General features: G+C 72.5%; 27 protein-coding genes and 1 pseudogene. 16 read left to right on the top strand and 12 right to left on the bottom strand.

Features of this window, described 5'->3' with window-relative positions; genetic code table 11:
• Positions 1–21: 21 nt before the first annotated feature.
• The 8 genes from ACQEVC_RS32860 (at position 22) to ACQEVC_RS32825 (ending at position 7,856) form a co-directional block, all read left to right on the top strand.
• Entirely contained in the window at positions 22–1,353 is a 1,332-nt protein-coding gene (locus tag ACQEVC_RS32860; protein ID WP_432885454.1) for a hypothetical protein, read from the top strand.
• A 134-nt stretch (positions 1,354–1,487) separates the two neighbouring features.
• A complete protein-coding gene (locus ACQEVC_RS32855) occupies positions 1,488–2,753 on the top strand; it encodes an ABC transporter substrate-binding protein (protein ID WP_432885451.1) in 1,266 nt (421 codons plus the stop codon).
• 34 nt (positions 2,754–2,787) lie between these two features.
• Positions 2,788–3,648, top strand: a complete 861-nt coding sequence (locus ACQEVC_RS32850; RefSeq protein WP_346257465.1) for a branched-chain amino acid ABC transporter permease — start codon at positions 2,788–2,790, stop codon at positions 3,646–3,648.
• Between the two features lie 22 nt (positions 3,649–3,670).
• Positions 3,671–4,756: a branched-chain amino acid ABC transporter permease gene (locus tag ACQEVC_RS32845; RefSeq protein ID WP_432885448.1), complete on the top strand. Its 1,086-nt coding sequence runs from the start codon at positions 3,671–3,673 to the stop codon at positions 4,754–4,756.
• Positions 4,757–4,820: 64 nt separating this feature from the next.
• On the top strand, positions 4,821–5,543 hold the full coding sequence (locus ACQEVC_RS32840; RefSeq protein ID WP_432885445.1) for an ABC transporter ATP-binding protein: 723 nt from the start codon (positions 4,821–4,823) through the stop codon (positions 5,541–5,543).
• Positions 5,544–6,245 (top strand): ABC transporter ATP-binding protein, encoded by a 702-nt coding sequence (locus tag ACQEVC_RS32835; RefSeq protein ID WP_432885442.1) that lies wholly within the window; start codon positions 5,544–5,546, stop codon positions 6,243–6,245.
• 43 nt (positions 6,246–6,288) lie between these two features.
• The gene (pxpB, locus tag ACQEVC_RS32830) at positions 6,289–6,975 is read left to right on the top strand and encodes a 5-oxoprolinase subunit PxpB (protein WP_432891836.1); all 687 of its coding nucleotides are present in this window, start codon (positions 6,289–6,291) and stop codon (positions 6,973–6,975) included.
• Positions 6,972–7,856, top strand: a complete 885-nt coding sequence (locus ACQEVC_RS32825) for a biotin-dependent carboxyltransferase family protein (RefSeq protein ID WP_432885439.1) — start codon at positions 6,972–6,974, stop codon at positions 7,854–7,856. The genes pxpB and ACQEVC_RS32825 overlap by 4 nt, the downstream gene beginning before the upstream one ends.
• An 88-nt stretch (positions 7,857–7,944) precedes the next feature.
• Here the strand turns inward: ACQEVC_RS32825 and ACQEVC_RS32820 are convergent, their stop codons facing one another.
• Complete coding sequence (locus tag ACQEVC_RS32820) at positions 7,945–8,280, bottom strand: zinc ribbon domain-containing protein (RefSeq protein ID WP_432885436.1); 336 nt, start codon at positions 8,278–8,280, stop codon at positions 7,945–7,947.
• Positions 8,241–8,351 (bottom strand): annotated as a pseudogene (locus ACQEVC_RS32815) (helix-turn-helix domain-containing protein); the annotation flags it as partial. The pseudogene ACQEVC_RS32815 and the gene ACQEVC_RS32820, both read right to left, overlap by 40 nt.
• Before the next feature lie 173 nt (positions 8,352–8,524).
• On the opposite strand from ACQEVC_RS32815, the gene ACQEVC_RS32810 reads away from it, so the two are divergent.
• The 3 genes from ACQEVC_RS32810 (at position 8,525) to iolC (ending at position 10,950) form a co-directional block, all read left to right on the top strand.
• The gene (locus ACQEVC_RS32810) at positions 8,525–8,956 is read left to right on the top strand and encodes a VOC family protein (protein WP_432885433.1); all 432 of its coding nucleotides are present in this window, start codon (positions 8,525–8,527) and stop codon (positions 8,954–8,956) included.
• 170 nt (positions 8,957–9,126) lie between these two features.
• Complete coding sequence (locus ACQEVC_RS32805; protein ID WP_432885430.1) at positions 9,127–9,873, top strand: SAM-dependent methyltransferase; 747 nt, start codon at positions 9,127–9,129, stop codon at positions 9,871–9,873.
• Between the two features lie 120 nt (positions 9,874–9,993).
• The gene (gene iolC / locus ACQEVC_RS32800) at positions 9,994–10,950 is read left to right on the top strand and encodes a 5-dehydro-2-deoxygluconokinase (RefSeq protein ID WP_432885428.1); all 957 of its coding nucleotides are present in this window, start codon (positions 9,994–9,996) and stop codon (positions 10,948–10,950) included.
• Positions 10,951–10,954: 4 nt separating this feature from the next.
• Here the strand turns inward: iolC and ACQEVC_RS32795 are convergent, their stop codons facing one another.
• Together ACQEVC_RS32795 and ACQEVC_RS32790 are read right to left on the bottom strand one after the other, a co-directional pair.
• On the bottom strand, positions 10,955–11,626 hold the full coding sequence (locus tag ACQEVC_RS32795; RefSeq protein WP_432885425.1) for a sulfotransferase family protein: 672 nt from the start codon (positions 11,624–11,626) through the stop codon (positions 10,955–10,957).
• 90 nt (positions 11,627–11,716) lie between these two features.
• Positions 11,717–11,890, bottom strand: a complete 174-nt coding sequence (locus ACQEVC_RS32790; RefSeq protein ID WP_318396430.1) for a hypothetical protein — start codon at positions 11,888–11,890, stop codon at positions 11,717–11,719.
• Positions 11,891–12,833: 943 nt separating this feature from the next.
• Between ACQEVC_RS32790 and ACQEVC_RS32785 the strand changes: the two genes are divergently transcribed.
• Together ACQEVC_RS32785 and ACQEVC_RS32780 are read left to right on the top strand one after the other, a co-directional pair.
• Entirely contained in the window at positions 12,834–13,289 is a 456-nt protein-coding gene (locus ACQEVC_RS32785; protein ID WP_432885422.1) for a DUF5994 family protein, read from the top strand.
• Positions 13,290–13,602: 313 nt separating this feature from the next.
• Positions 13,603–14,076 carry a nitroreductase family deazaflavin-dependent oxidoreductase gene (locus tag ACQEVC_RS32780; protein WP_432885420.1) on the top strand — a complete coding sequence of 158 codons (474 nt, stop codon included), beginning with the start codon at positions 13,603–13,605 and terminating at the stop codon, positions 14,074–14,076.
• A gap of 31 nt (positions 14,077–14,107) precedes the next feature.
• Here the strand turns inward: ACQEVC_RS32780 and ACQEVC_RS32775 are convergent, their stop codons facing one another.
• From ACQEVC_RS32775 to ACQEVC_RS32760, 4 genes are read right to left on the bottom strand one after another with little or no spacing between them, the layout of a single operon-like run.
• Positions 14,108–15,172 (bottom strand): PmoA family protein, encoded by a 1,065-nt coding sequence (locus ACQEVC_RS32775; RefSeq protein ID WP_432885418.1) that lies wholly within the window; start codon positions 15,170–15,172, stop codon positions 14,108–14,110.
• Entirely contained in the window at positions 15,169–16,248 is a 1,080-nt protein-coding gene (locus ACQEVC_RS32770) for a Gfo/Idh/MocA family protein (RefSeq protein WP_432885415.1), read from the bottom strand. The genes ACQEVC_RS32775 and ACQEVC_RS32770 overlap by 4 nt, the downstream gene beginning before the upstream one ends.
• 32 nt (positions 16,249–16,280) lie before the next feature.
• Complete coding sequence (locus ACQEVC_RS32765) at positions 16,281–17,033, bottom strand: cupin domain-containing protein (protein WP_432885412.1); 753 nt, start codon at positions 17,031–17,033, stop codon at positions 16,281–16,283.
• The gene (locus ACQEVC_RS32760) at positions 17,030–17,956 is read right to left on the bottom strand and encodes a PmoA family protein (protein WP_432885409.1); all 927 of its coding nucleotides are present in this window, start codon (positions 17,954–17,956) and stop codon (positions 17,030–17,032) included. The genes ACQEVC_RS32765 and ACQEVC_RS32760 overlap by 4 nt, the downstream gene beginning before the upstream one ends.
• A gap of 347 nt (positions 17,957–18,303) precedes the next feature.
• On the opposite strand from ACQEVC_RS32760, the gene ACQEVC_RS32755 reads away from it, so the two are divergent.
• Entirely contained in the window at positions 18,304–19,308 is a 1,005-nt protein-coding gene (locus ACQEVC_RS32755; RefSeq protein ID WP_432885406.1) for a LacI family DNA-binding transcriptional regulator, read from the top strand.
• 162 nt (positions 19,309–19,470) lie between these two features.
• Here ACQEVC_RS32755 and ACQEVC_RS32750 read toward each other — a convergent pair whose 3' ends face one another.
• The 4 genes from ACQEVC_RS32750 to ACQEVC_RS32735 all read right to left on the bottom strand — a co-directional run bounded on the left by ACQEVC_RS32750 (position 19,471) and on the right by ACQEVC_RS32735 (position 23,443).
• Positions 19,471–20,394, bottom strand: a complete 924-nt coding sequence (locus tag ACQEVC_RS32750; protein ID WP_432885403.1) for a bifunctional helix-turn-helix transcriptional regulator/GNAT family N-acetyltransferase — start codon at positions 20,392–20,394, stop codon at positions 19,471–19,473.
• Positions 20,395–20,501: 107 nt separating this feature from the next.
• The gene (locus tag ACQEVC_RS32745) at positions 20,502–21,851 is read right to left on the bottom strand and encodes an FAD-dependent oxidoreductase (protein WP_432885401.1); all 1,350 of its coding nucleotides are present in this window, start codon (positions 21,849–21,851) and stop codon (positions 20,502–20,504) included.
• Entirely contained in the window at positions 21,851–22,195 is a 345-nt protein-coding gene (locus ACQEVC_RS32740) for a TcmI family type II polyketide cyclase (RefSeq protein WP_432885399.1), read from the bottom strand. The genes ACQEVC_RS32745 and ACQEVC_RS32740 overlap by 1 nt, the downstream gene beginning before the upstream one ends.
• Positions 22,196–22,651: 456 nt before the next feature.
• Positions 22,652–23,443, bottom strand: a complete 792-nt coding sequence (locus ACQEVC_RS32735; RefSeq protein WP_432891833.1) for an AfsR/SARP family transcriptional regulator — start codon at positions 23,441–23,443, stop codon at positions 22,652–22,654.
• 584 nt (positions 23,444–24,027) lie between these two features.
• Between ACQEVC_RS32735 and ACQEVC_RS32730 the strand changes: the two genes are divergently transcribed.
• A complete protein-coding gene (locus ACQEVC_RS32730) occupies positions 24,028–24,369 on the top strand; it encodes a TcmI family type II polyketide cyclase (protein ID WP_432885397.1) in 342 nt (113 codons plus the stop codon).
• Positions 24,366–26,162 carry an acetyl-CoA carboxylase carboxyltransferase subunit alpha gene (locus tag ACQEVC_RS32725; RefSeq protein ID WP_432885394.1) on the top strand — a complete coding sequence of 599 codons (1,797 nt, stop codon included), beginning with the start codon at positions 24,366–24,368 and terminating at the stop codon, positions 26,160–26,162. Before ACQEVC_RS32730 ends, ACQEVC_RS32725 begins: the two co-directional genes overlap by 4 nt.
• The last annotated feature ends 4 nt before the right edge of the window (positions 26,163–26,166 follow it).

The following is a 26,166-nucleotide window of genomic DNA, read 5'->3' as shown; positions in this document are numbered from 1 at the left end:
ATCACCTTGGATGTGCAGAAGTTGACCCAGAGTGTACGTGGCCGGCTGAGGCTGATCACCGCCACCGGTATCGGTGCCGCCCTGCTGCTGATGCCGGGCACCGCCGCAGCGCAGCCCGCCGGGCACGCCGGACCGACAGGCGAGTGCCACGACCGCACCCGCCCGACGACGTACGAGGAGACCCGGATCGACACGCCCGCCCAGCCGGGCGGGGTGCAGGTGCCGAGCACACTGATCGAGGTCGGCGGCTTCACCCCGTTCGTCACCCGGCTCACGGCCGAGCTGTGCGGGGTGCGGTCGGTGAGCCAGGCCGACAACCTGCTCAGGTCCCGTGGTGCCGAGCTGTGGCGGACCGCCGTCGAGCGCGCCCAGGGCAAGCGCTGGATGGGCAGCATCGAGCGGTACGACGACCGACCGCTCTACTGGTCGCGGCTGACCGCCACCCGTGACCTGCGACAGTGGACGCCCCGGTTCCGGCTCACCGACACCGCCCGGGCGAACCTGCTGAAGACCTTCGAGTACGCCTCCCGGGGCATCTCCTCGACCGACTTCTCGACCGGCCGCTCGGTGACCCGGGTGCTGGTCAGTGGCTTCGACCCGTACCAGCTCAACGGGGAGATCCGCCGGTCCAACCCGTCCGGCGCCTCGGCGCTGCAACTGGACGGGCAGGAATTCCAGGTCGGTGACCGGACGGTGCAGATCCAGGCCGTCTCGCTGCCGGTGACCTGGAGCGGCTTCGACCTCGGCTACGTCGAGGACGCCTTCGGACCGCACCTGACCCGGAACAGCCGGGAACGCGCCGACCTGATCATGACGATCAGCCAGGGCGGCCGGGCCCGGATGGCCATCGAGCAGTGGGCCGGCGCCTGGCGCGGCGGCAGCCCGGACAACAACAACGAGGGCACCGCCGAACTCGTCCCGCAGGTGACCGACTGGCCGCAGCCGGCCACCAACCCCGAGTTCATCGAGACGACCCTGCCGTACCAGCAGATGATCGACGCCGGCACGACGCCCTGGCCGACCGCGCTCAACCCGCGGATCTGCGAGTGGACCGGCAACACCCGGCCGGACCCGACCAAGGTCTCCTGCCACGACAACGGCCCGTCACCGGACGCGCAGGCGCAGGCCGGCGGCGGCGGAAACTACCTCTCCAACGAGAGCATGTACCGGTCGAACCGGCTCCGGCTCGCCCTCGGCGCCACCGACGTCCCCGGCGGGCACCTGCACATCTCCTCGCTGGTCTATCCGCAGAACCCGCTGGACATCATCGACGCGCCGTTCGCCTCCGACCGCGCGCAGACCATCGAGCAGACCGTCGCCCTGGTGAAGGCCGCGGGCGCGGCCGTCTCCTGAGTCGTCGGCCGGGACCGGGGTGCCGGCAACCCCCGGGCCCGGCCGGCACACCTCCATCCCGAAGACCCCGTCGCGCGCCCCGAGAAGGACGGCGCCGGGCCTTCGTCATCGTCTTCGCCTAGAAAGGCCTCACCATGCGCAAGATCACCAGCATCGCGGCCGCTGTCGTCCTCGCCGCCGCGCTCGCCGGCTGCGGCGGGTCCGACGGCGCCGGTGCGACCGACGAGGTCAAGCTCGCCGGACTGTGGCCGCTCAGCGGGCCCAACGCCACCCAGGGCACCGACGTGCTGCACGGTGCCGAGCTGGCAGTGGAGATCATCAACAACGACCATCCCGGACTGGACCTGCCGCTCGGGCCCGGCAAGGGGTTGCCCGGGCTGGGCGGCGCACCGGTGAAGCTGATCACCGGCGACACCCAGGGCAAGCCCGAGGTCGGCGCCGGGGAGGTCGACCGGCTGGTCACCGGCGAGAAGGTGGCCGCGGTGATCGGCTCGTACCAGTCCGGCGTGACGCTGACCGCCAGCCAGCGGGCCGAGCGGCTCGGCGTACCGTTCGTCAACGAGGCGTCCTCGTCGGTGGCGCTGACCGAGCGGGGCTTCAAATGGTTCTTCCGGACCGGGCCGACCGACGAGACCTTCGCCCGGTCGATGTTCGACTATCTCAAGGCCCGGCAGGCGGCCGGCGCCCAGGTCCGCTCGGTCGGCGTCTTCCACAGCAACGACCAGTTCGGCAACGACGGCGCCGGGGTGACCGAGAAGGTCGCGGCCGAGGCCGGCCTGCCGGTCACCGTCAACGTCGGGTTCGACCCGACCGCGGCCGACCTGGGGTCCCAGGTGGCGCAGGTGCGCAGCAAGAGCCCGGACGTGCTCTTCGTGCTCGCGTACACCGACGCGGCGATCAAGCTGATGAAGACGCTGGACCAGTTGAACTACTATCCGCCGGCGCTGCTCGCCTACGGCACCGGGTTCGCCGATCCGGCGTTCGCCACCGGGCTCGGGGCACTGGCCAACGGGGCGTCCACCCGGGCGGCCTGGTCCGGCGAGATCGCCGAGAAGCGGCCGGCCGCCAAGACCGTGGCAGACCTGTTCCAGCAGCGGTACGGCGCACCGATGACCGAGAACTCGGCGCGGGCCTTCACCGCCGTACTGGCCCTGGCGCAGGCGATCGACACCGCCAAGTCGGTCGAGCCGGCGAAGATCCGGGACGCGTTGCGCGGGCTGGACATCCCCGGCGAGAAGACGATCATGCCGTGGACCGGGATCACCTTCGACGACAAGGGACAGAACACCGGCGCCGCCGGGGTGGTGGAGCAGATGATCGAGGGGAAGTACCGCGTCGTCTTCCCGGCCGACCTCTCCTCGGTCGCGCCGATCTGGCCGATGAACCGGGCCCAGCAGTGAGCCGGGGGACCGGCGGGCACCCGGGGGAGACGACATGACCGACCTGCTCCAATCGGTGGTCAACGGGCTGCTGATCGGCGCGGTCTTCGCGCTGGTCGCGGTCGGCCTGACCCTCATCTACGGCGTGATGGACGTGATCAACTTCGCGCACGGTGAGATGGTCATGCTCGGCATGTACACCTCGTTCTTCGCCTGGTCGCTGCTCGGCCTCGACCCGTTGCTGTCGATCCCGCTCGCCGGGGTGTCGATCGCGCTCACCGGCGCGCTGATGTACTTCGGCGCGGTCGGCCGGGTGCTCGGCAAGTCCCCGCTGGCCCAGGTCATCGTCACCTTCGGGTTGCAGGTGTTCCTGCGCGGGCTGGCCCAGTTCCTCTGGACCCCGAACACCCGGACCGTGCCCCGGCCCTGGGCCGCCGGGCTGCGCTGGGAGATCGGCCCGGTGGTGATCGGCGGACCGCAGGTCATCATGGCGGTCGGCGCGTTGCTCGCCACCGGCGCGGTCGCGTACTTCATGAACCGGACCCGGCTCGGCGGCGCCGTACGGGCCGCCGGGGAGGACCCGGCGGCGGCCTCGCTGATGGGCATCGACCCCCGCAAGATGTACGCGCTCTGCTGGGTGATCGCCGGCCTGGCCACCGGCGTCGCCGGAGCGCTGCTGATGAACTCCTACTCCGCCTCGCCCACCGCCGGGGTGAGTTTCGTGCTGATGGCCTTCGTGGTGGTCGCGTTCGGCGGCTTCGGCAGCATCACCGGGGCGGCCCTGGCCGGCCTGCTGGTCGGAGTCGCCCAGGGCGTCGTCGGGCTGTACGCCCCGAGCTACACCCTCGCCGCCGCACTCGCCCTCTATCTGGTGGTCGTACTGCTACGACCGCAGGGACTGCTGGGAACCAGATGACCAATCCGATCGAGGGGGGACGATGAGCGTCCCGACCGTACTGGACCGGCCCTCGCCGGCCCGGCTGCCCGTCGCGGCGGCGCGGCGACTGCCGTCCTGGAGCACCGCCATGCTGATCCTGGCGGCGCTGGCCGCGTACCCGCTGGTCTTCGCGGACTCGGCGGCACACAACATCGGCATCCTGGCGCTGACCTTCGGGATCGCGGCGACCGGCTGGAACCTGCTCGGCGGCTACGCCGGGCAGATCTCCTTCGGGCACGCGCTCTACTTCGGCACCGGCGCCTACACCACCGCACTGCTGGTCCGGCAGGGCTGGTCGCCGTGGCTGGCGATCGCGCTCTCCCTGCCGCTGGCCGCGCTGCTGGCCGCCGCCGTCGGCTGGCCCTGCTTCCGGCTGCGGCACCACTACTACTCCATCGCGACCATCGCGGTCGCCGAGATCGTCTTCATCCTGGTCACCAACCTGCCCGGGCTCGGCCAGGCGAACGGCTGGGAACTGCCGGTCGTGGAGCAGTCCCTGGCCAACCTCCAGTTCTCGCTGCTGGACAAACGGCCGTACTACTACGTGGCGCTCGGCTTCTTCTGCCTCGCCGCGTTGGCGGTCTGGCTCTTCCTGCGCGGCCGGGCCGGCAACTACGTCCGGGCCATCCGGGACGACCAGGAGGCCGCGGCGGCGGTCGGGATCAACGTGCACCGGTACAAGCTCGCCGCCGCGGCGCTCTCCGGCGCGGTCACCGCGCTGGCCGGCGGCTACTACGTGATGTACGTGCTCTTCGTCGACCCGCCCTCCGGGCTCGGCCTGGACCTGTCGGTGTCGTTCACCCTGATGGCGGTGCTCGGCGGGGTCGGCCGGTTCTGGGGGCCGCTGCTCGGCGCCTGGGTGCTGGTCTTCGTCCAGGACGTCACCCGACAGGAGTTCTCCGGCAGCGGCCGCTCGATCGACCTGCTGCTCTACGGCGCGCTGATCGTGCTGGTCTCGATCACCGAGCCGGGCGGCCTGCTCGCCATCGGGCAGCGGCTCTGGGCGCCGATCGCCCGGCGGCTGCGTCGTACCCGTGCCGGGAAAGCCGCTCCGGAGCCGGCCGGGTCTGCTGAGGTGAAGTCGTGACCAGGTGCGGCGGGGACAGCGGGTGGCCGGGTCACGGCCCCGACGGGTCCGACGAGGTGGGGCGATGACCGGGACGCTGCTGAGGATCGACAACCTCTCCTGCCGGTTCGGCGGCCTCTGGGCCAACCGCGACGTCAGCTTCGAGGTGGAACAGGGGGCGATCGTCGGGCTGATCGGGCCCAACGGCGCCGGCAAGAGCACGCTCTTCTCGATGGTGGCCGGCGCCCAGCGGCCCACCTCCGGCCGCTTGGAGTTCGACGGCCGGGACGTCACCGGCTGGCCGCCGCACCGCGCCGCCCGGGCCGGCGTGGGGCGTACCTTCCAGCTCATGCGGGTGTTCGGCTCGATGAGCGTGCTGGACAACCTCAGCACGGCGGCGTTCGCCCGGCATCCCCGGCTGCGCGACGCCCGGCGGCGGGCCGGCGAGGTCGCCGAGCTGACCGGGCTCGGCCCGGTGCTCGACTCGCCGGCCGCGTCGCTCACCGCCGCCTGGAAGAAGCGCCTGGAGATGGGGCGGGCGCTGGCCACCGAGCCGAAGCTGCTGCTCCTCGACGAGGTGCTCTCCGGGCTGACCCCGACCGAGGCGCGCGAGGCGGTCGAGATCGTCCGCACCATCAACCGGGGCGGCGTCACCATCCTGATGGTGGAACACGTAATGGAGGTCATCATGCCGCTCTGCCACCGGGTGGTCGTGCTGCACTACGGGCAGAAGATCAGCGAGGGTACGCCGGAGCAGGTCGCGCACGACCCGACGGTGGTCGAGGCGTACCTGGGGAAGGCGCTGTAGATGCTGACCGTGCGGGATCTCCACGTGGACTACGCCGGGGTCGTCGCGCTGCGCGGCGTCGATCTACGGGTCGAGGCGGGTGAACTGGTGGCGCTGGTCGGCGCGAACGGGGCCGGCAAGAGCACCCTGCTGGCGGCGGTCTCCGGGCTGCACCGCCCGGTACGCGGCAGCGTGACCTTCCTCGACGAGGATGTCAGCGGGCTACCGGCGTACCGGATCGCGCGCCGGGGCGCGGTGCTGGTGCCGGAGGGACGGCGGCTCTTCGGCCACCAGACGGTGGTGCAGAACCTGCTGCTCGGCGGCTACCACCGCACCGCCGGAGAGCGGGAGGCCGACCTGGCCCGGGTCTACGACCTCTTCCCGGTCCTCGCCGAGCGCTCCGGGCAGCGCGCCGGCACCCTCTCCGGCGGCGAGCAGCAGATGGTGGCGCTCGGCCGGGCGCTGATGAGCCGGCCGAAGCTGCTGATGCTGGACGAGCCGTCGCTCGGCATCGCACCGAAGTTCACCAGAATGATCTTCGAGGTGCTGGCCGAGATCCGCCGCGCCGGCACCACCATGCTGCTGGTCGAACAGAACCTGCGGGCCGCGCTGGAACTGGCCGACCGGGCGTACGTGTTGCAGACCGGCGAGGTGGTGATGTCCGGCCCGGCCGACGAGCTGGCCGCCTCCGACGAGGTACGGCGCTCGTATCTCGGGCTGTGAGTTGGCTCGGGCGGTGAACCGGTACGACGGGGAGTGTGCGACGGTGCGGATCATTCCGGTGGGACTGCGTGCGCTGCTGCTGGAGGTGACCGAGCCGGCGCACACCGCCGCGCTGGTCGCCGAACTGCACCGGCGGCGGGACCGGGGCGAACTGGCCGGCGTGCAGGACGTCGTACCCGGTGAACTCACCGTGCTCGTCGACGGGCTCGACGACCCGGCGGAGCTGGCCGGGCGGCTCGCCGGTTGGCGGCCGACCCCGGCCCGGCCGCCGGACGGACCGCTGGTCGAGGTGCCGGTCCGGTACGACGGCGCCGACCTGGCCGAGGTGGCCCGGCACTGGCAGGTCACCGAGGCGGAGGTGAGGCGGATCCACAGTGCTCCCGAATACCGGGTCGCGTTCTGCGGTTTCGCCCCCGGCTTCGGCTACCTGACCGGCCTGCCGGAGCGATACCACCTGCCCCGGCGGGCGGTGCCCCGGACCCGGGTACCGGCCGGTTCGGTCGCGCTGGCCGGCGGCTACGCCGGAATCTACCCCCGGGACTCGCCCGGCGGCTGGCAACTGCTCGGCAGCACCGACCTGGTCCTCTTCGACCCGGACCGGGACCCGGTCGCCCTGCTCACCCCGGGCGCCCGGGTCCGGTTCCGGGACGTCGACGCCGTCGGCGGGCGGGACGGGCGGACCGGTGCGCGGGAGCGGCACGGCGCCGGGCGCGGCGAGGCGCCGGCATGACCGAGGGACGCTTCGTCGAGGTGGTCCGGTCCGGCGTACTCAGCACCGTGCAGGACCTCGGCCGGCCCGGACACGCGCACCTCGGGGTACCCCGATCGGGCGCCCTCGACCTGCCGGCGCACCTGCTGGCGAACCGGCTGGTCGGCAACCCGCCCGGGGCGGCGACGATCGAGACGACCGTCACCGGCGTCGCGGTGCGGGTCGACCAGGCCGGCACCGTGGCGGTGACCGGAGCCTGGGCGCCGGTCACCGTGGACGGGCGCCCGGCGAGCTGGTCGGCCCCGGTCTCGGTGCCGGCCGGAGCCCACGTCGAGGTGGCCGCCGCCCAACGCGGGCTGCGCAGCTATCTCGCCTTCGACGGCGGGATCGCGGTCCCGCCGGTACTCGGCAGCCGGTCGACCGACCTGCTCTCCGGGCTCGGCCCCGCACCGCTCGCCGTCGGGGACCGGCTGCCGCTGGGCGAGGTGCCCGGGCCGCCCGCCCCGGTCGACGTCGCCCCGACCGGCGCCCTGGCCGAGGAGCTGACCCTGCGGGTCCTGCTCGGCCCCCGGGCCGACTGGTTCACCGACGACGCGGTACGCGTCCTCGCTGCCGACTGCTACCGGGTTTCCACCCTCAGCAACCGGATCGGGGTACGCCTCGACGGGCCCGCGCTGCCCCGGCGGATCGACGGGGAACTGCGCAGCGAGGGCGTCGTCCTCGGCGCGGTGCAGGTGCCGGCGGCCGGCTCGCCGGTGATCTTCCTCGCCGACCATCCGACCATGGGCGGCTACCCGGTGATCGGCGTGCTGCACCCCGACGACCTGCCGCAGGTCGCCCAGGCCGCCCCGGGCAAGCCGGTACGGTTCCGCGTCGTCGAGCCGCGGTGGCGGCGGGGTTAGACCGGAGACAAGATCATGCTTGGATGGCAGCAGCGGCCGGGTACGCCGCCGCCGCGGAGAGGAGCAGACGTTGACATCCTCCACCGCCCTAAAGGGCGGGGATTCCCTTGGTCGCCCTTGGATTTTCCTGCTTCGACACCGACTGCCTCGTCCGGGCGTCCGCCCGTTGAGGTCTTACACCGGCTCCACAGGCCGTAACGGAGAGCCCCTCCGCCAGAATGTTGCGGGCCGCGTTGACGTCACGGTCGTGGATGGTGCCGCATCGGCAGGTCCACGTCCGCACGTCCAGCGGCTTCCGTTCAGCAAGAACGCCACAGGTCGAGCAGAGCTTACGCTGGTGGCGTTGGAGGTGATCCGTTCCCGCCGCAGGACCCACGCCTCGGTACGGGCCCGCAGGGCCAGGTTGTAGACCTTCCGGACGCATCCGAACGTACGCGACAGCTCCGCTGCCTGCGCCACGGTCGGGTAGAAGCGGTACTTGAACGCCCGCTTCACGGTCCTGGACACGCTCACACGTTAACGCACCAGCCGGTAAGCCCTGCGGTGACGCTCGCGGGTAGACGCCTATCCGCCCTGGCGGCGGATCGGCTATCCCCGCCCAGCTCCGCTCCGCAAGGGTGCCGTTTCCTCTCCGGCCTGAAAGCCGGAGTATCCACGGAAGGAATCCGATGACCATGGCCACCCGTCCCGGCTTCCACCTGGCGATCCCGGTCGACGACCTGGCCCGGGCCCGCGCCTTCTACGGCGGCGTGCTCGGCCTCGCCGAGGGACGTTCGGCGGACGCCTGGGTCGACTGGGACTTCTACGGCCACCAGGTGGTGACCCACGTCGTACCGGCGGCCCGGCAGGCCGACGCGGGGCGCAACCCGGTGGACGGGCACGACGTACCGGTGCCGCACTTCGGGCTCATCCTCTCGATCGACGACTTCCACGCCCTGGCGGACCGGATCCGGGCCGGCGGCGGCGAGTTCGTGATCGAGCCGTACCTGCGGTTCGCGGGCGAGCCGGGGGAGCAGTGGACGATGTTCTTCCGCGACCCGGCGGGCAACGCCCTGGAGTTCAAGGCGTTCCGGGACGAGTCCCAGATCTTCGCCAAGTGAGCCGAAAACCGCTGGACAGCGTACGGCGGCCGACCTAGCGTCTGCCGCGTCCGTGCTGGTCCAGACGTGCGAAGAGGTGCATTTCATGAGGGTCCTGCCCGCCCCGAGCGGCAACTCCGGGACGACCGCACCAATCCTCATCACCTCTTCGCACGAAAGGAATATCAGGAGTGGACCTACCGCGTAGCTTCACCATCCGGGAGAGCGGCCACCGCATCCACAACCCGTTCGACAGCACCAAGCTCGCCACCCTGGGCGAGGTGCTGCGGCTCCCGCCCGCCGCCCGGCTGCTCGACCTCGCCTGCGGCTCCGGCGAGATGCTCTGCACCTGGGCCCGCGACCACCGGATGATCGGCACCGGGGTGGACATCAGCACGGTGTTCCTCGCCGGGGCCGAGGCCCGGGCGGTCGAACTCGGCGTCGCCGACCGGGTCGAGTTCGTGCACGGCGACGCCTCCGGGTACGTCGCCGACACCCCGGTCGACGTCGCCGCCTGCCTCGGCGCCACCTGGATCGGCGACGGAGTCCCCGGCACCGTCGCACTCCTGCGCCGCAGCCTCCGCCCCGGCGGGATGATGCTGGTCGGCGAACCGTACTGGCGGCGCGAGCCGGCCGACCAGGCGTGCGTAGAGGCGTGCCACGCGACCAGCCGGGACGATTTCCTGCCGCTGCCCGAGACGGTCGAACGATTCGCCGCGCTCGGCGCCGACGTGGTGGAGATGGTTCTCGCCGACCAGGACAGCTGGGACCGCTACGCCGCGGCACAGTGGCTCAACCTCCGGCGCTGGCTCGACGAGAACCCCGACGACGAGCTCCACGCCGAACTGCGCGCGGAACTCGACACCGCTGCCGCCCGGCACGTCAGATACCAGCGGGAATATCTGGGCTGGGGCGTCTTCGTGCTGATGGACCGCTGAGTCCGGACGGGTCGTGCTCCGCCGCCGGAGCGCGGCCCGACGGGCGGCAGCCACGCCCGGCCGTCGTTGCGGGTCCGACAGATATTGACCGTCCGGGACGCAGCGGGGTTACATGATTCGGTGACCTCGTTCGAGGTGATCAGTATGGGGCGGGTGGGGGTGGACATCTATCCGCTCCAGACCAACGCCCGGCTGCCCGACGTCGAGACGTTCAAAAAGTTTCTCGGTGGCAGCGCCACCAACGTCGCGGTGGCGGCGGCCCGGCACGGCCGGCGGGTCGCCATGGTCACCCGGACCGGCGCCGACCCGTTCGGCGACTACGTGCACCGCGCGCTGCGTGACTTCGGCGTGGACGACCGCTGGGTGAGCGCCGTTGCCGGGCTGCCGACCCCGGTCACCTTCTGCGAGATCTGTCCGCCCGACGACTTCCCGAGCTACTTCTACCGCTATCCCAAGGCGCCGGACCTGGAGATCCGCCCCGAGGAACTGGACCTGCCCGCGATCCGGGCGGCCGGGGTCTTCTGGTTCAGCGGCACCGGGCTCTCCGAGCTGCCGAGCCGGGACGCGCACTTCGCCGCCCTCGGCGCCCGGGGGCGTGCCCCGAACACCGTCCTCGACCTGGACTACCGGCCGGGATTCTGGTCCTCCCGGGAGGATGCCCGGGCGGCGTACGAGTCGGCGCTGCGGTACGCCACCGTCGTGGTCGGCAACCTCGACGAGTGCGCCACCGCCGTGGGGGAGCGCGAGCCGCACGCGGCGGCCGAGGCGCTGCTCGCCCGGGGCGTACGGCTGGCGGTGGTGCGGCAGGGCCGGGCCGGAGTGCTCGCCCGGACCGCCGACGAGTTGGTCGAGGTGCCGCCGGTGCCGATCGAGGTGGTGAACGGGCTCGGCGCCGGGGACGCCTTCGGCGGCGCGCTCTGCCACGGGCTGCTCGCCGGCTGGCCGCTGGACCGGACCGTCCGGTTCGCCAACGCGGCCGGCGCGCTCGTGGCGTCCCGGTTCGCCTGCTCCGCCGCGATGCCGACCAGTGCCGAGGTCGACGAGCTGCTGGCCGAGCCCCGTCACCCGGTCGGTTAGCCGGTCAGGGCTCGACGCGCAGCCCGGCCGGGTCCGCGAGCCGCTCCCGGAACGAGGCCGTGGTGTTGAGCAGTGGGAACGGTTCCGCCGGCACGTCGACGCCGAGGAACCCGCAGAGCGGCTCCCAGACCTGCGCCACGTCGAACTCCCCGAGCCGTTCGGCCGGTACGGTCGCGCGCACCTCCGCGACGTGGTCCGCGTAGACCTTCAGGGCGTGCTCCCGGTCGTCGAACCGGCCGCCGAAGGTGCCCTGCCAGATCAGCGCCTCCGTCAGCTTCGGCTGGTCCAACAGCTCCGGATGGGTCTCGAACGCCTGGCGCAGCCCCGGCGGCGCGGACTCCGGGTCCATGGTCCGGGACCGGTAGATGGTGCTGCGCACGCTGTCGTACCAGCGCTCGGGGTCGCGTACGGTCAACAGCACCCGGGCCTCGGGGTAGACCTCGATCAGCTCCCGCCAGAAGTAGACGCTCGGCCAGTCCACGGTGCTGTGGTAGCCGTCCAGCAGCCTGGACCAGTCGACCGGCTCACCCCGGGCCGCCCGCAGCCAGTCACCGATGGTCCGCGGGTGTTCGAACAGCTCGGCCATATGGTGGCACGGGCCGAAGCCGAGCAGTTCGAGCGCCTCCTTCGTCGACCTGGTGCCGGTACGCCCGAAGCCCACCCCGATGACCCGCACCTCGCCGCCTCCCTGTCCCAGCCGTCCGTCCCGTCCCGTCCCAGTCAACAGCGTCGGCCGGTCGGGCGGAACGACCGGCCGGACGCGATTTCACGGTGCTGGCCGGTCCGCCAGGTCGGCGGGATCGAGGCCGAGCGTCGCGAGCAGGCCCGCGTGACGGACGGTGTCGACCCGGTCCGGTAGCTCCCGGTCGATCCAGTCGGCCCTGACATTCTGACCGCGACCGCGCAACCATTCCATGATCTTCAGCTTGTCGATTTCCACTTGTTCTCTCTCCTCGCACGCGATTTCGGTCAGCTGCCGTAGATCACGGGCCGGATCTTGTCCGGTTCGTCGCCGATGGCAGCCGCCGGTCTGCCATCGAGCCTGATCCGGCCTGTGCTGACCGCCGACGTTCCGTCGCGTTCGGGTGAGCGCGTTGCCGGGCCAACCTCAAACAGTACGCCGTGCCGGAGCGTCGATGGGCGGCGTGGATCCTCCGGAGGCGACGGTGTGCCGTACCGGGCCGGCCGGAGCGACGGTCGACGGATCCGGTGGCCGGGGCGCGCGGCACGGCCACACCCGGCGCCCGGGCGCGTACCCCCCGATCGCAGGGGAGGTGGCATTGGCCGACCCGTTCTCCGGCCGACGACGAATTCCGACATTGCGGGCGTACGGGGAATCTGGTTCGGGGCTAGGCTGAGGTTGTTCCCCTGGACCCCGGCGCTACGGGTTTACGGACTCCGTGCACCACCGCCGAGATGAGGGTCCAGCGATGACAAGGTTCGGCAGCCCGGCGCGGTCGAACGGCACCGAAGCGGCCCTCTGAGCCCCCTGGCCGGTCGTCCGCGGAAGCCTCTCTCGCCACCCGCCCCGGCCCGGCGGCTCGCGCCATCACGACCGCCGAGCATCCGGCGGCCCCCACAGCACCGGCCCGGGCTCAGCACGCCAGCCGCCCGGGTCGGACGGTACGGGATCCTGGGCCTCGGTTCGAGGCCCAGGATTCCGCCACCGTCGGCTAACCCGGGCGAGCCCGCCCGAGGAACTGCCGGGCAGCGCCGGCATCCGGTTGCCAGGGCGAGGCCGTCCCGAGCCCGCCGATACTGATCGACCGCCCTGGTAGCGGAACCGTCGGAGCGCATCGGCCCGGCGGGCCGGCTCGCCGACGAAAACAGCAGCCGCCGGCCGAGCACTCCCGCAACCTCACCCCTGGACCGAAGGATGGCTGATGATGCTTACCGCAGCTCAACGCGAGACGAGGGTTCCGTCGACACCGCCCTCGTCCCCCCGAGTGTCGCTTCCCCCCGCCCGAGCCCGCCGGGCGGTCCTGGACGGCGGTTGGTGGCCCCGGTCCTGGGATCCGGTGGCTGAACTCCCCGGACTCGTGCTGGCTCTCTCCGCCCGCTACGGACGGATCCGGAACGTGGTACTCAACAGCGGCGCGTGGGACGTGCGGTTCCGCCGACTCGCGGCCGGCGACGACATCGTCCGGGTGGGCTGGTTCAGCTCGCTCGATGCCGCACTGCTGATCGCCACCACCGACCGTGGAGAGCAGCTCGACCTGCTCGTCGTACCACCCGGCAGCACGGCCGCGGTGGCCGAGCGGGCGATGGCCACGGCAGCCGATCCGACCAACACCATGCGGGCACCGGCCATCCTCGCCGAGGTGCTATCGGTCGGCTGAGGTACGGCCGGGACCCGCCGGAGCCGGCCCGCCCGGTGGTGCACGACCCGGGGGCGGTTCGGCAGTCGCCGCCGGCGAGCCGCCCCGGTCGGCGAGGGCCAGCCCGGCGGCAGGTCCGGACCGGTCAGTCCGACCGCTTCGCGCAGTCCCGCCCGGCGACGGCAGGCGAGGCTGGCGAATCCGTCCGGTGTCCCGGAGGATCCAGGTCGGGGCGGACCGGCAGGACCGCCGTGTGCGAGTCGGCGGGCTCCCAGGCTCATTTCGCCAGGCGACCGCCCGAGATTCGACCAGCGACCTCAGAACGGACCGGAGCATGGAGATCATTCGAAGGCCGGAGCCGCCGACCGGACTACGCCGCCGGCTGTGGCGGCTGCCGATCTGGCTCTACCGGATGAGGCTCGGCCGGCTGCTGGGCGATCGGGTCATGCTGCTCAGCCACGTCGGCCGGCTTTCCGGCAGCCACCGGCAGGCGGTCGTCGAGGTCGTCGAACACGACGAGCACGGCTATGTGGCAGCCTCCGGTTTCGGCAAGCGCGCGGACTGGTACCGCAACGTCGTGAAGACCCCGGAGGCCGCCATCCAGGTCGGCAACCGGACGCTCAAGGTGACCGCCGTGCCGATTCCCGCCTACGCGGGCGCGGAGATCATGGCCCGGTACGCGCCGCGTCACCCTGCGGCCGCCCGAAGGCTCTGCAAGATAATGGGCTTCGAGGTGGACGGGAGCGTGTCGGACTACCGCGAGGTGGGCAGGCGGATCCCCTTCGTGCGGTTCACGCCACGACGCTGACCGACCGTGCTCCCTCGCCGCCCGGCAAGCATCACCTGTCCCCGGCCGGGTCGGTCAGCAACTCGGTCGCGCCGGCCCGTTCGGCCAACCGGGCGCAGCCGGCCGGGTCCCGTTCGCCGTCGGCGACCACGACGTCGTAGCGGAGCCGTAGCTCGGCGCCGGGCGCGAACGGGTACTCCTGGTCGAAGAACGGGGCCGGGCCGAGACAGCCGTACGGCTCGGTGCGGACGAACCACCGGGTGGGTGCGCCCGGATTCGCCGGATCGTCCCGGAAGACCAGCGTCGATGCCAGGGTCTCGGCCGGCCCCATGCCGTCGTGCCGGCCGACGAAGCCGAGCCACGGACCCCGCCAGCCCATCAGTTCGTCCGCGCCGACTCCGGTCGGGGTCACCACCCGGCCGCCCCGGAACGAGCGCGGTCCCTGCCAGAAGAGTCCGCCGTAGCCGGCATTGTCCCGGCCCTGGGTGGTCGGGCTGCCGATCGTGATCACCGTGTCGCCGTCGTTGCGCAGTACGGTCTCGAACCGCAGCCGCCACGCGCTCTGGTTGGCCCACACCGCCACCGCCAGTCGCCGCCGCTCCGAGGCCACCGGGCGGCCGTCCCGGCCCACCCAGCGCAGCCGCTCGACCAGGCGTACGGCGTCGGGGTCGCAGCGCAGCGCCGGGAAGTCGAGGTGCTCGACCACCCCGATGTTGTCGAGCTTGCGGTACCCCTGGCCGCGCAGATAGGTCGACCCGCCCCAGAAGTTGTCCGGCCCGAAGTGGGAGATGCCGAAGCAGAGCCCCTTGTGCCAGAGGTGGTCGTGCGGCCGGTACAGGCTGACGATGTTGCCGGCGAGGGTCCGCAGCGGGTGGAAGTAGGGTCGCGGCGCCTCCTCCCGGGGTTCGGCCGGGGTGTAGACGTAGTGGAACAGTTCCGCGCCGCGCCAGCCGACCCGCACCGACCGGCCGACATCGTGGGTGACGGCCAACCCGTTGCCCGGACCGCCGGTGGCCCCGCCCGGGGCCGGGACGGCGGCGGGCAGCGGCGGCCGGGCCGCCGGGACGGGCACGGCCGGTGGCGGTGTGGCCGCGGTGGGCACCAGTGGACTGCTCACCATCGCGGTCCGTCCCCCTGCATCCGCCGGTAGAACGGCGAGTGCTCACCCAGGTCGTCCGGCCGGACGGGTCTGCGGGTGAACGCCGACGCGTACACCCCGGCGACGAGTCGCATCGTCCGCCGGGTATCCGCCGAGGTCACCGGCGGCGGGGTACCGGCACGCAGGCTCCGGACCACCTGGGCGAACTGCGCCTGGTGACTGCTGCGGACCCCGGCCGCGCCGGTCCGCCAGGCCGCGAGCACCTCCTCGGCGTACTCCGGTGCGGGGGTGATCCGCCAGTCGTCGTCGCCGTAGCCGTACAGGTGGGTCACCTCGACCGTGGCCCGCTCGAAGTCGAACCGCAGGTAGCTCTCCTCGCGGATCGACAGCAGGCTGTTCACCACGCTGGCCACCGCGCCGTTGGCGAAGCTGACGTGCGCCATGCTCAGGTCCTCGGTCTCGGAGCGCCGGGCCTGCTGCCGGGCCAGGGCGGAGACCTCGGTCCAGTCGCCGAGGATCGCGCAGAGCAGGTCCATCTGGTGGATGCCGTGGCCCATCGTCGGGCCGCCGCCCTCGGTGTCCCAGCGCCCGCGCCACTCCACGTCGAAGTAGGACTGCGGGCGGAACCAGGTGGTGTGGCAGACCGCCATCAGTGGCCGGCCCAGCACCCCGGCGGCGAGCAGGGCGCGCAGCCGCAGCGCGCCGGTGCCGAACCGGTGCTGGAAGACGGTGGCCAGCGCTGTCCCGTACCGCTGCTCCGCCTCGGCCAGCTCGTCGAGTTCGCCGAGGTTCAGCGTCGGCGGCTTCTCGACCAGCACGTTGGCGCCGGCCCGCAGACCGGCGAGGGCAAGCTGGTGGTGCGAGCCGGGCGGGGTGCAGACGTGTACCAGCTCGGGCCGCTCCTTCTCCAGCAGGCTGGCCACGTCGGGGTGCCGGGCCGGTACGTCGTACCGGTCGCAGAACGCCGACAGCCGGCCGGCGTCGGTGTCGACGGCACCGACGAGGCGTACCTCGTCGCCGAGTTGCCGCAGCGCCTCGGCGTGCAGCCGGGCGATGTTTCCGGTCCCGACCACGGCGACGCGGATGGGTTCCACAGGTGCTCCTTAGCGAGGTGGTGCAAGGGTGCTCAGTCGCGCCGGGCGCGGAGCGGGTCGTACGGGGAGAGGAAGCCGCACATGCCGAGCGTCGTCTGTTCGGGTTGGACGATCCGGGTGACGGTGGCACCGGCGAGGTGGCTGTGGTCGCCGCGCCGCAGCGCGTCGAGCTGTGCTCCGGTCTGCCGGCTCACCGCGGCCGGCCCCTGCTCCCAGCGCTCCTGCCAGGCGTCGAGCTGCGGGCGTACCAGGGCGGCGGCCGCCGCGTAGAAGTCGTCGAGCGCGGCGGTGTCGCCGGCCGCGCACCGGCGGCGGAGTCCGGCGAACCCCTCGATGGCGAGGTCGCGGCGGGCCCGGGCCCGTTCGGCCGAGGGCGGGTCGGATCCGTCCGGCCCGGTCAGCGAGACCGCCCGCCGGTACGTCGCCACGTCGGCGAGCTGTTCGGGCGGCAGCGTGAGGACCGCGTCGCCGGCCTCCGGCAGCCCGCTGTTCTGCATGATCACGACGACCTGGAGCGCGCCGTCGTCGTTGACCGCCCGATGGATGGTGCCCGGGGTGAACCAGAGCACGTCGCCCGGGGCCAGCGGCGATTCCTCGAAACCCCGCCGGGTCAGGGTCTGTAGCCGACCCTGGCCGCCCACCACGACGTAGCACTCGGTGCAGCACAGGTGCACGTGCGGCGTGCCGCCGTGCAGACCGTCGTCGGTCTGCCAGGGATAGACCCGCAGGTTGGTGATGCCGACGGCGCCGGGAAAGGGTGGCGGTGTGCCGTCGTCGGCGGTCACGGAGCGTACTCCGCGGCGAACGCCTCGATCTCGGCCCGCTGCCAGGCCCGGTCGGCGAAGACCACCCGGTGGGTCAGCCGGAGGGTCTCGTCGGGGGCGAGGACCACCTCCTCGTCGAAGGCGGGCGAGGGGTTGACGGCCGGGAACGGGGTGTTGCGGACGAACCACTTCAGCGGTACGGCCGCGCTGGAGGTGCCGGCGAAGACGAGGACGGTGCCGCCGCCGTCGACCTCGTCGTGCTCGGCGGTGTACGCCAACCACGGGGACTGCCGGCCCATGGTCTCCGGGCCGCCGCCGCCGTCGGCGGTGATGATCTCGCCACCGGTCCAGCCGCGCGGCCCCCGCCAGAAGAACCCCGTGTAGCCGGCGTTCGGCCGGCCGTGCGTGGTCGGGCTGCCGACCCGCAGTTCCGCGCCCCGGATGTTGCGCAGTTCGGTACGGAAGTCGAGCATCCAGGTGCCGCGTCCGGGGTCCACCCCGTGGATCCGCAGTTCCCGCCGCTCCGCGACCCAGTCTTCGGCGGTCGAGGTGATCCAGGTCAGCGACTCCCGCAGGGTCAGCTCGGTCGGGCCGGCGTCGACCAGGTCGAAGGCGTCGTGCCGCATCCGGCCGACGTTGTCCCGCACGAGGTAGCCCTCGCCGTGCACGTACGAGTTGCCGCCCCAGAAGTTCTGCCCGGACAGGTGCGAGATGGTCATCTGGAGCCCCTTGTGCCACCGGTGGTCGTTCGGCCGGTACGCCGAGACCAGGGCACCGTCGAGGGTACGCAGCGGGTGCAGGTACGGCTTGGGTGACTCGAAGGCCGGGGTCGGGGGGTCGTACACGTAGGTCGCGATGTCCACGCCGTCCGCGTTGACGACGACCTGACGGCCGTGTTCGTGGGTGACGGTGAGCCGGCCGGTGGTGTGGGACGCGGAGGTCATGGAAGCGACGGTGCCTTTCGGGGGTGCGGTAACCGCTTTCCCGAGCTAACCGCCTTCCATCTGCAACGTCAAGATCCAGCACGGCCCGAAAGACTTTCGGCGGCCACTCCGCACCCTGTGCCGGCCGCTCGACCTGTGCGGGGCGGCGACACGGAGCGGGCGGCTCCGGTGCCCTCACCGGCCGGGCGGTGCGGTGGTAACCGGCCGGGACGCCACTGTGGACCGGATCGCGCCGGCCCGACGGTAGGGTGCGGATGCCGGGCGGGGGTCGCCGGCCCGGACGCCACACCGACCAGCTTCTCGGGGCAGCCACCATGATCAAGCGATCGTCCGGAACCGTCACGCTGATGGATGTGGCCCACGAGGCCGGGGTGTCGGTGGCGACGGCGTCGCGGGTGCTCAACGGCAGCGGCACCCGACAGGTGCGGGCGGATCTGATGGACCGGGTGCTCGCCGCCGCCGCCGCGCTGAACTATTCCGCCAACGCGCCCGCCCAGGCGATGGCCCGGGGCCGCACGAACGTGGTCGGGCTGCTGGTACACGACATCGCGGACCCGTTCTTCTCGTCCATCGCGGCCGGGGTGATGCGCGCCGCCGAGCGGCACGGCAGCATCGTGATGATGTACAGCACCACCGGCCGGACCGAGCGGGAACTCGACTACCTGGCGACCCTGCGCGGCCAGCGGCCCCGCGCCGTCATCCTGGCCGGCAGCCGGACCGCCGACCGGGCGCTGCGGGACCGGCTCGGCGCCCAGTTGCGGATCCTGGAGGAGGAGGGCGCCCGGGTCGCGCTGATCAGCCAGCACGTCCTGCCGATCGACACGGTGCTGCTGGAGAACCGGGAGGGGGCCAGACTGCTCGCCCGGCGGCTGGTCGAGCTGGGGCACCGGCGGTTCGCCGTACTCGCCGGGCCGCGGCACCTGCTCACCGCCCGGGACCGGCTCGCCGGGTTCCAGGCCGGGCTCGCCGACGGCGGTGTCACGCTGTCGAGGACGCAGGTGGCGTACGGCGACTTCACCCGGGACGGCGGTTACGCCACCATGCGGGAGCTGCTCGCCCGCGACCTCCGGGCCGGTTGCGTCTTCGCGGTCAACGACGTCATGGCGGTCGGCGCCATCTCGGCGCTGCGCGACCACGGGGTACCGCTGCCCGGCGGGATGGCGGTGGCCGGCTTCGACGACATCGTCACGCTCCGGGACGTCACGCCGTCGCTCACCACGGTGCGACTGCCGCTGGAGGAGGTCGGCACCGCCGCCCTGGAACTCGTCATGCAGCCCCGGGCCGAACGGCCCCGACTGCGCCGGATCCGTGCCGAGGTGGTCGTCCGGGACAGTACGCCCGCGCTGTGCTGACCCGCTCGGGGCGGCTGTCGCGTCAGGGGTGCGCCGGGTGGGTGAGAGCGGTGCCGGCCATCCGGCGGATCGAGCGGCGGCACGGCGCCGAGGGGCTGACCGGGGTGGTCGAGGAACTCGGCGCCCTGCCGGCGTCGACCGCCCGGTGAGCCGGTCGACCGCTCAGAGCCGTCGCCCCCAGGTCTGCTCCACCAGGTCGTGGCCGAAGCTGTGGTGTGGAGCCTGTTCGCGCAGCTCGAAGCCGGCCTTCTCGTAGATCCGCCGGGCGTCGGTGAGTACGTCGTTGGTCCAGAGCATGATCTCGCGGTAACCGGCCCGGCGGGCGAAACGCAGGCACTCGTCGACCAGCCGGCTGCCGATGCCCAGCCCCCGGGCCTCCGGCTCGACCAGCAGCAGGCGCAACTGGGCCACCTCGTCGTCCCGGCGGACGCAGAAGACGCAGCCCACCGGCGCGCCGTCCAGCTCGGCGATCCAGGCCTCCTCCCGGCGGGGGTCGCGCCCCTCGACGTACTCGGCGACGATCCGGGCGACCAGGGCCTCGAAGGTGACGTCCCAGCCGTACTCCTCGGCGTACCGGACGCCGTGCCGGTGCACCACCCAGCCGAGGTCACCGGGCCCGATCGGCCGCAGCAGGTACGCCCGGGGCGGCACCGCCTCGCCGAGCAGGCTACGGATCGTGCGCATCGCCTCGACCAGCCGTTTCCGGTCCGCCACCGCCAGCCGGGTGAGCAGGCTCTCGATCTCGGTCTGGGTCCGCTGGTTCAACAGGTCGTACGCGGCCCGCCCGGCCTCGGTCAGCGTGACCACCTGCCGGCGGGCGTCGACCGGTGACTGGCTGCGCTCCACGAGCCCGTCGGCGGCGAACCGGGACAGGATGCGGCTCAGGTAGCCGGGGTCCAGTCCCAGCTCGCGGCGGAGTGCCGGCACCTCGGTGGCCGGGCGCTGGGCCAGCTCGTAGATCACCCTGCCGTCGGTGAGCGAGAAGGGCGTGTGGACCATTCCTTCGTCGAGCACGCCGATGATCCGGGTGTAGAAGCGGTTGAAGTCGCGTACCGCGCTCGCCTGGGGTGTCAGCGGGGAAGCCATATGCCTATTTCAACAAAACCTTTGCCAATGTCAAGAGTCTTGCCTGCTTCGGTCCGACGGCAGTTCAGCCCAGGTCGGGTGCCGGGCCGGCCCGGTCGGGCGGCCGGTCAGGTCTCCGCGCCCCGGTAGTTGTACAACTCGTCGACGAACCGGCGGCGCAGCGGCGGAAGCCGGCTGGTCACACTGAAATATCCGCGCGCGGCCAGCATCGCGAACCGGCCGATGACCGGCTTGTAGATCGGGTCGTCGCCGTTGGTGCCGTTGGTCCGCAGCGAGTCGGCGACCCGGGCGAAGCCGTACCGGATCATCTCCGTCTCGTAGTCCGCGATGCTCCCGAGCAACGGCTTGGCGCCGGCCGCCGCCGCGACCAGTTGCCGGTGCAGCAGCGCGGCGTCCCGCAACGCGGTGTTGGCGCCCACCCCCCGCCCCGGCGTCATGGTGTGGATCGCGTCGCCCAGCAGGGTCACGTTGCTGCTCGGCCAGGGCTCGACCGGTACCGAGGTGGCGACCTTGATCGGGATGACGCTGCCGGTGTCGCTGTGCCGCAGCAACTCCCGCAGGTTCGGATGCCAGTTCCGGGTCAGCTCCCGGGCGACCTCGGCGAGGCGCTCGCCGCGCAACTCCATCACATCGGACGGAAAGCGGTCGGCGGCGCTCCAGATGATCAGGTTGATGCAGTCCCGGGTGTTGTCGAAGAGCAGCCCGGGCCACTGCCCGATCAGCCGGGCGTCGGTGACCCCGACCCCGGGCTTGACCGAGCCGCGCCGGTCCCACTTGAACTCCATGACGTGCAGTACGCCCATCACGCCGCCGGCACCGAAGATCAGCGAGATGCCCCGGTGCATCTCCTCGGTGAGCAGGCTACGGGTCTGCTCGGTCAGCGGGATCTTGCTCGCGATGTTGATGCTCCCGGCATCCCTGACCTCGGCGTGCGGCAGGTACTGCCGGCGTACCGCGGAGTGCGTGCCGTCGGCGGCGACCAGCAGGTCCCCGGTGGCCGAGGTGCCGTCGGCGAAGTACGCGGTGACCCGGCCGTCGTCGTGCTGGGCGTAGTGCGTGAACGTCTTGCCGAAGTGCACCACGTCGTCCATGCCGGTCAGCAGCACCTGGCGCAGCGTCATCCGGGAGACCGACTGGTCGATGCTGGTCGGGTCGGCCTCGGGGCGCAGCGCGAAGGAGGCCGTGCGGTGCAGTTGCTCGGTGAGCACGTTGAAATACCGGGGCGCCTGGGCGCAGGTGGCGAGGAACGTGGTGAACAGCTCCGGCGGCAGGCACTCCCGCAGCGCACGGCAGCCGGTCGGGTTGATCCCGACCCGGTAGCCGAGCAGGCCGTCGCCACGGTCGCGGTACCGCTCGTAGACGGCGACGCTGATGCCGGCCCGCCGGAGGCCGTGCGCCAGGCACATGCCCCCGGTACCGGCACCGATGACGATCACGTGCATCGGGCTGGTGCGCATCAGGTCCCTTCCGCGGCCGTCGCGTCCGGGCCGTCCCAGCGGTAGAAGCACCGCGCCATCGCGTCGCGCGGCGACCGCCAGTTCGGCGAGTACGGCGAGATGTACGCACCCAGCCGCTGTTGCACGTCGACGAAGAGCGGATGCCGGTTCGCCTGCTCCAACCGGGCCGGCGCGGAGTCGTCGGTCTCCATCAGGTGCAGGCAGAGATCGTCGAGGTGGTAGAGCGAGCGGTGCCGCACACCGGTGACGGTGTGCAGGTCGGTGTTGTCGGACTCCGCGAGGATCTTCGCGATCTCCTCCTCGGTGCCCGGGACGATCCTGCCCACGATCAGTACGCGATTCATTGGACTCCTTCGGTGGATGCTCTCGCCGTCAGGCTGGGGAGGGAACGGAACCGCCGGGCGGACTGGCCGCCCCGGACCCGGGTCCGGTGGGCCTCCGGACCAGGTGCGGCCCGGACAACCTGCCGGCGGTCCGATCGGGCTCGATCACCATGCCGGCGCGGACGTCACCCGACCGTCACCGACCGCCGGCGCCGTCGTCGTCTCCCAGTGACGCCGCGGTGACACCGCCGCGCCAGGATGCGCCGCTGTGCCGCTGTGCCGCTGTGCCGCTGTGCCGTCCGCCGCCGTGCCGCCCGTCGCCGCGCCAGGATGCGCCGCCGTGCCGCCCGTCGCCGCGCCAGGATGCGCCGCCGTGCCGCCCGTCGCCGTGCCAGGATGCGCCGCCGTGCCAGGATGCGGCGCCGTGCCGCAGCGGCGGAGAGACCGGCTGCCGTGCGGGTGACGCGGGGCCGGGGATCAGCGCCGCACCGGCATCGCCGGCAGCGCCGACCGGTCGGGGTACGCCTCCGCACGCCCCGGCGACGGCCGTGCACCCGACAGACGGGCCCCCCTCGGCCGGGCGATGGGCGCGAGCAGGTCACTGAGCAGGGCGGACATCGTCTCGGACGGCTCTAGCTGAAGTTCGCGGAGCAGCAGGTCACGGTAGACGTAGAAGGCCTGGAGCGCCTCGTACGCGTTGCCCTCGTCGAGGTGGATCTCGACGATCAGGCGGTGCGGCGTCTCCCGCAGCGGTTCGGCGCGGACCGCCTCGAGAGCGGCCTGCAACGCCTCGCCGTGCTGCCCGGCGTGCAGGTGACCCCGGGCGATGTCCTCCAGCATGTGCAGGCGGAGCTGGCGCAGCCGCTCGCGCTCCAGCAGCACCCACTCGTCGTACCAGCCGGGGAGCAGGTCGTGCCGTCCCGCGCCACGGATCCTCGCCGCCCAGCGGGGGTCGCCGCCGTCGCGTACCCGCTCGGCGGCCCGGACGAGGTCGTCGATGTCCAGCCGTACCGCCGGATCGAGCCGAACCGTGTCGCCGGTGGTGAGCACCGGGCAACTGCCCTCCTGACGCAGCCGCCACAGCGCCGTACGCAGGGAGGACATCGCCCGCTCCTCCGGGGTGTCCGGCCACAGCAGACCGGCCAGGTGTGCCCGGGTCGCGCCCGGCCGCAACCCGACCAGCGCGATGATCCGTTGCAGGCCACGGGGTACCACCACCGGAGTCCCGTCGTGCAGCAGGTTGAAGCCGTCCAGCAGGAACAGGTGGATCGTCCGGCCGAACTGGCGCGGTGACGGATGGGCCGGTGTCCGGCGTGCCCCGTCGCGCGGCTCGCTCTCGTCAGGAGTCACGGCCCACCCTCCTGCACCCGGAACCCGTGTCCCGAAGTCCGCCCTGCCCGGACCGCCCCGCCCAGCTCTCCGGTATGCCGATGCCGCTCGGGGGGCGTCGTGCCCGGTCGGGCACCGACACCGCAAAGCGTGACGAACGTTATCAATCGCCGTTACGCTCGGTCAATCCGCCGGTCGGCAATCCGACCTGGCCGTTCGGTCCCTGCACAACGGCCCTGAGCTGGGCATAAGTGGTCGCGGGCGGTCGCCGCAGCGCTTCGTCCGAGCCGTTCTGCCCCGGCACGGGCGGGCATTGTGCCGGACCGCCGTCACCAGAGCGTCACCGTGTCGGGGAGCAGTCGTACGCGATCGGGTGACATTCCGTTGACACCCGGTGGGCAGGGTGGTCACCAGTCGTTCGGACGAGGTCGCAGTCGGGGGAGAAGCCGGGGGAGAGGCTCTTGTCGCGGCCGGGTGCCGGTGTCACCCATCCGGATCGCGGAATCGCCCAGGGAGGCTGCGTCATGGATCGCTCACTGATCGTCGCGAAGGTCGTGCCGGCCGCCGAAGGACAGGTCGCGCAGATCTTCGCCGAGTCGGACCGGACTGAGCTGCCCCGACTGGTGGGCGTACGGCACCGTTCGCTCTACCGGCTGCACGACCTGTACGTGCACCTGATCGAGACGGAGAGTCCGGGCTCCGCCGCCGTGGAGAACGCCCGCCGACACCCCGAGTTCGTCCGGGTCAGCGAGCGGCTGGCCCCGCACGTCACGCCGTACCTGGCGAACTGGCGGGTGCCGGCGGACGCCATGGCGCGCTGCTTCTACCGCTGGGACGCCCCGACCGACCCGGGGGTACGGCGATGACCGGGGTTACGCCGACCGGGACCATCCCGCGCCGGCGCGGCACCGCCGACCTCGACCAGCAGCCGTGGACACGTTGCCGCTCCTGCCCGGCGCTGCTCTACCGCAAGCGGCTGCGGCGCAACCTCGACGTCTGCCCCGAGTGTGGTGACCACCGCCGGTTGGACGCGCCCGAGCGGATAGCCCAGCTCGTCGACCAGGACACGTTCCGGCAGTTGCCCGGCCCGGCGACCCAGGTCGACCCGATCGGATTCGTCGACTCGATGCCGTACCCGCAGCGGCTCGCCGCCGCCCGGGCGGAGACCGGCCTGGCCGAGGCGGTGCTCTGCGGTACCGCGACGCTCGGCGGGTACGGCCTGGTGCTGGCCGTGATGGACTTCCGGTTCCTCGGCGGCAGTCTCGGCTCGGTCACCGGGGAACTGATCACCCGGGCCGCCGAGCACGCCCTGACCAACCGCCTGCCGCTGTTGCTGGTCACCGCGTCCGGTGGCGCCCGGATGCAGGAGGGCGTGCTGGCGCTCATGCAGATGGCCACCATCAGCCAGGCGATCGCCGCGCTGCGCGAGGCGGGACTGCTGACCGTCAGCCTGGTCACCGATCCCACCTACGGCGGAGTGGCCGCGTCCTTCGCGACCTGCACCGACATCGTGCTCGCCGAGACCGGTTCCCGGCTGGGTTTCGCCGGTCCCCGGGTGATCCGGGAGACCATCCGGCAGACGCTGCCGGCCGACTTCCAGACCACCGACTTCCTGCTCCGGCACGGCCAGGTCGACATGGTGGTGGAGCGGCGGGCGCTGCGGGCCAGGCTGCGCTGGCTGCTCGCCGCTGCCGCCCCGGCCCTGGGCCGTCCGGCCCGGACGGCGTCGACTCCGGACCGTGCGACCGGAGCGCTGCCGCCGCCGAACGGCCTGTCGGGCGCCGCGGCCGGCCCGGCTGCCGGGGCGCGGCGCGGGGACACCGGCCCGGACGACTGGACCGACGCCTGGCGGATCGTCCGGTCCGCCCGGCACACCGGCCGGCCGACCACGCTGGACTACCTGGCCACCGCCTTCGACGGGTTCGTCGAGCTGCACGGTGACCGGCTCGGTGTCGACTGCGCGGCGGTCGTCGCCGGGCTGGCCCGGCTCGGCGACCGGTACGTCGCCGTGGTCGGGCACCAGAAGGGGCACCAGCCGAGGGAGCTGCGGGCCCGCAACTTCGGGATGGCCAGCCCGGCCGGCTACCGCAAGGCGATGCGGGTGATGCGACTCGCCGCCCGCCTGGGACTGCCGGTGGTGACGCTGATCGACACGCCGGGCGCCTACCCGGGGGTGGAGGCCGAGCAGCAGGGTCAGGCCGCCGCGATCGCCGAGAGCATCCTCGCGATGACGGGACTGCCGATCCCGGTCGTCGCGGTCATCATCGGCGAGGGCGGCAGCGGCGGGGCGCTCGCGTTGGCCGTGGCGGACCGGGTACTGATGCTGCGCAACGCGGTCTACTCGGTGATCAGCCCGGAGGGCTGTGCCGCGATCCTCTGGCACGACCGGGCGGCCGTGCCGCAGGCCGCCGACGCGCTCCGGCTGACCGCACCCGATCTGCTGCGGCTCGGGGTCGCCGACGAGATCGTCGCCGAGCCGACCGGGGGTGCGCACCGGGATCCCGCCGGCGCGGCCCGACTGCTCCGCCGGGCGTTGCTGGAGAACCTGGCGCCGCTGCTCGAGGTACCCGCCGCGGAGTTGGTCCGGCGTCGTCGGCGGCGTTTCCGCCGGTACGGTGCGGCGGCCAGCGTGCTGCCGTCGGAAGCGGGGCCGGAGTGACCGC

It is taken from the genome of Plantactinospora sp. CA-294935 (assembly GCF_050936445.1).
Lineage (GTDB): Bacteria > Actinomycetota > Actinomycetes > Mycobacteriales > Micromonosporaceae > Plantactinospora.
Note: the sequence above shows the minus strand (reverse complement) of the source record. Positions and strands in the feature narration are given on the sequence as shown.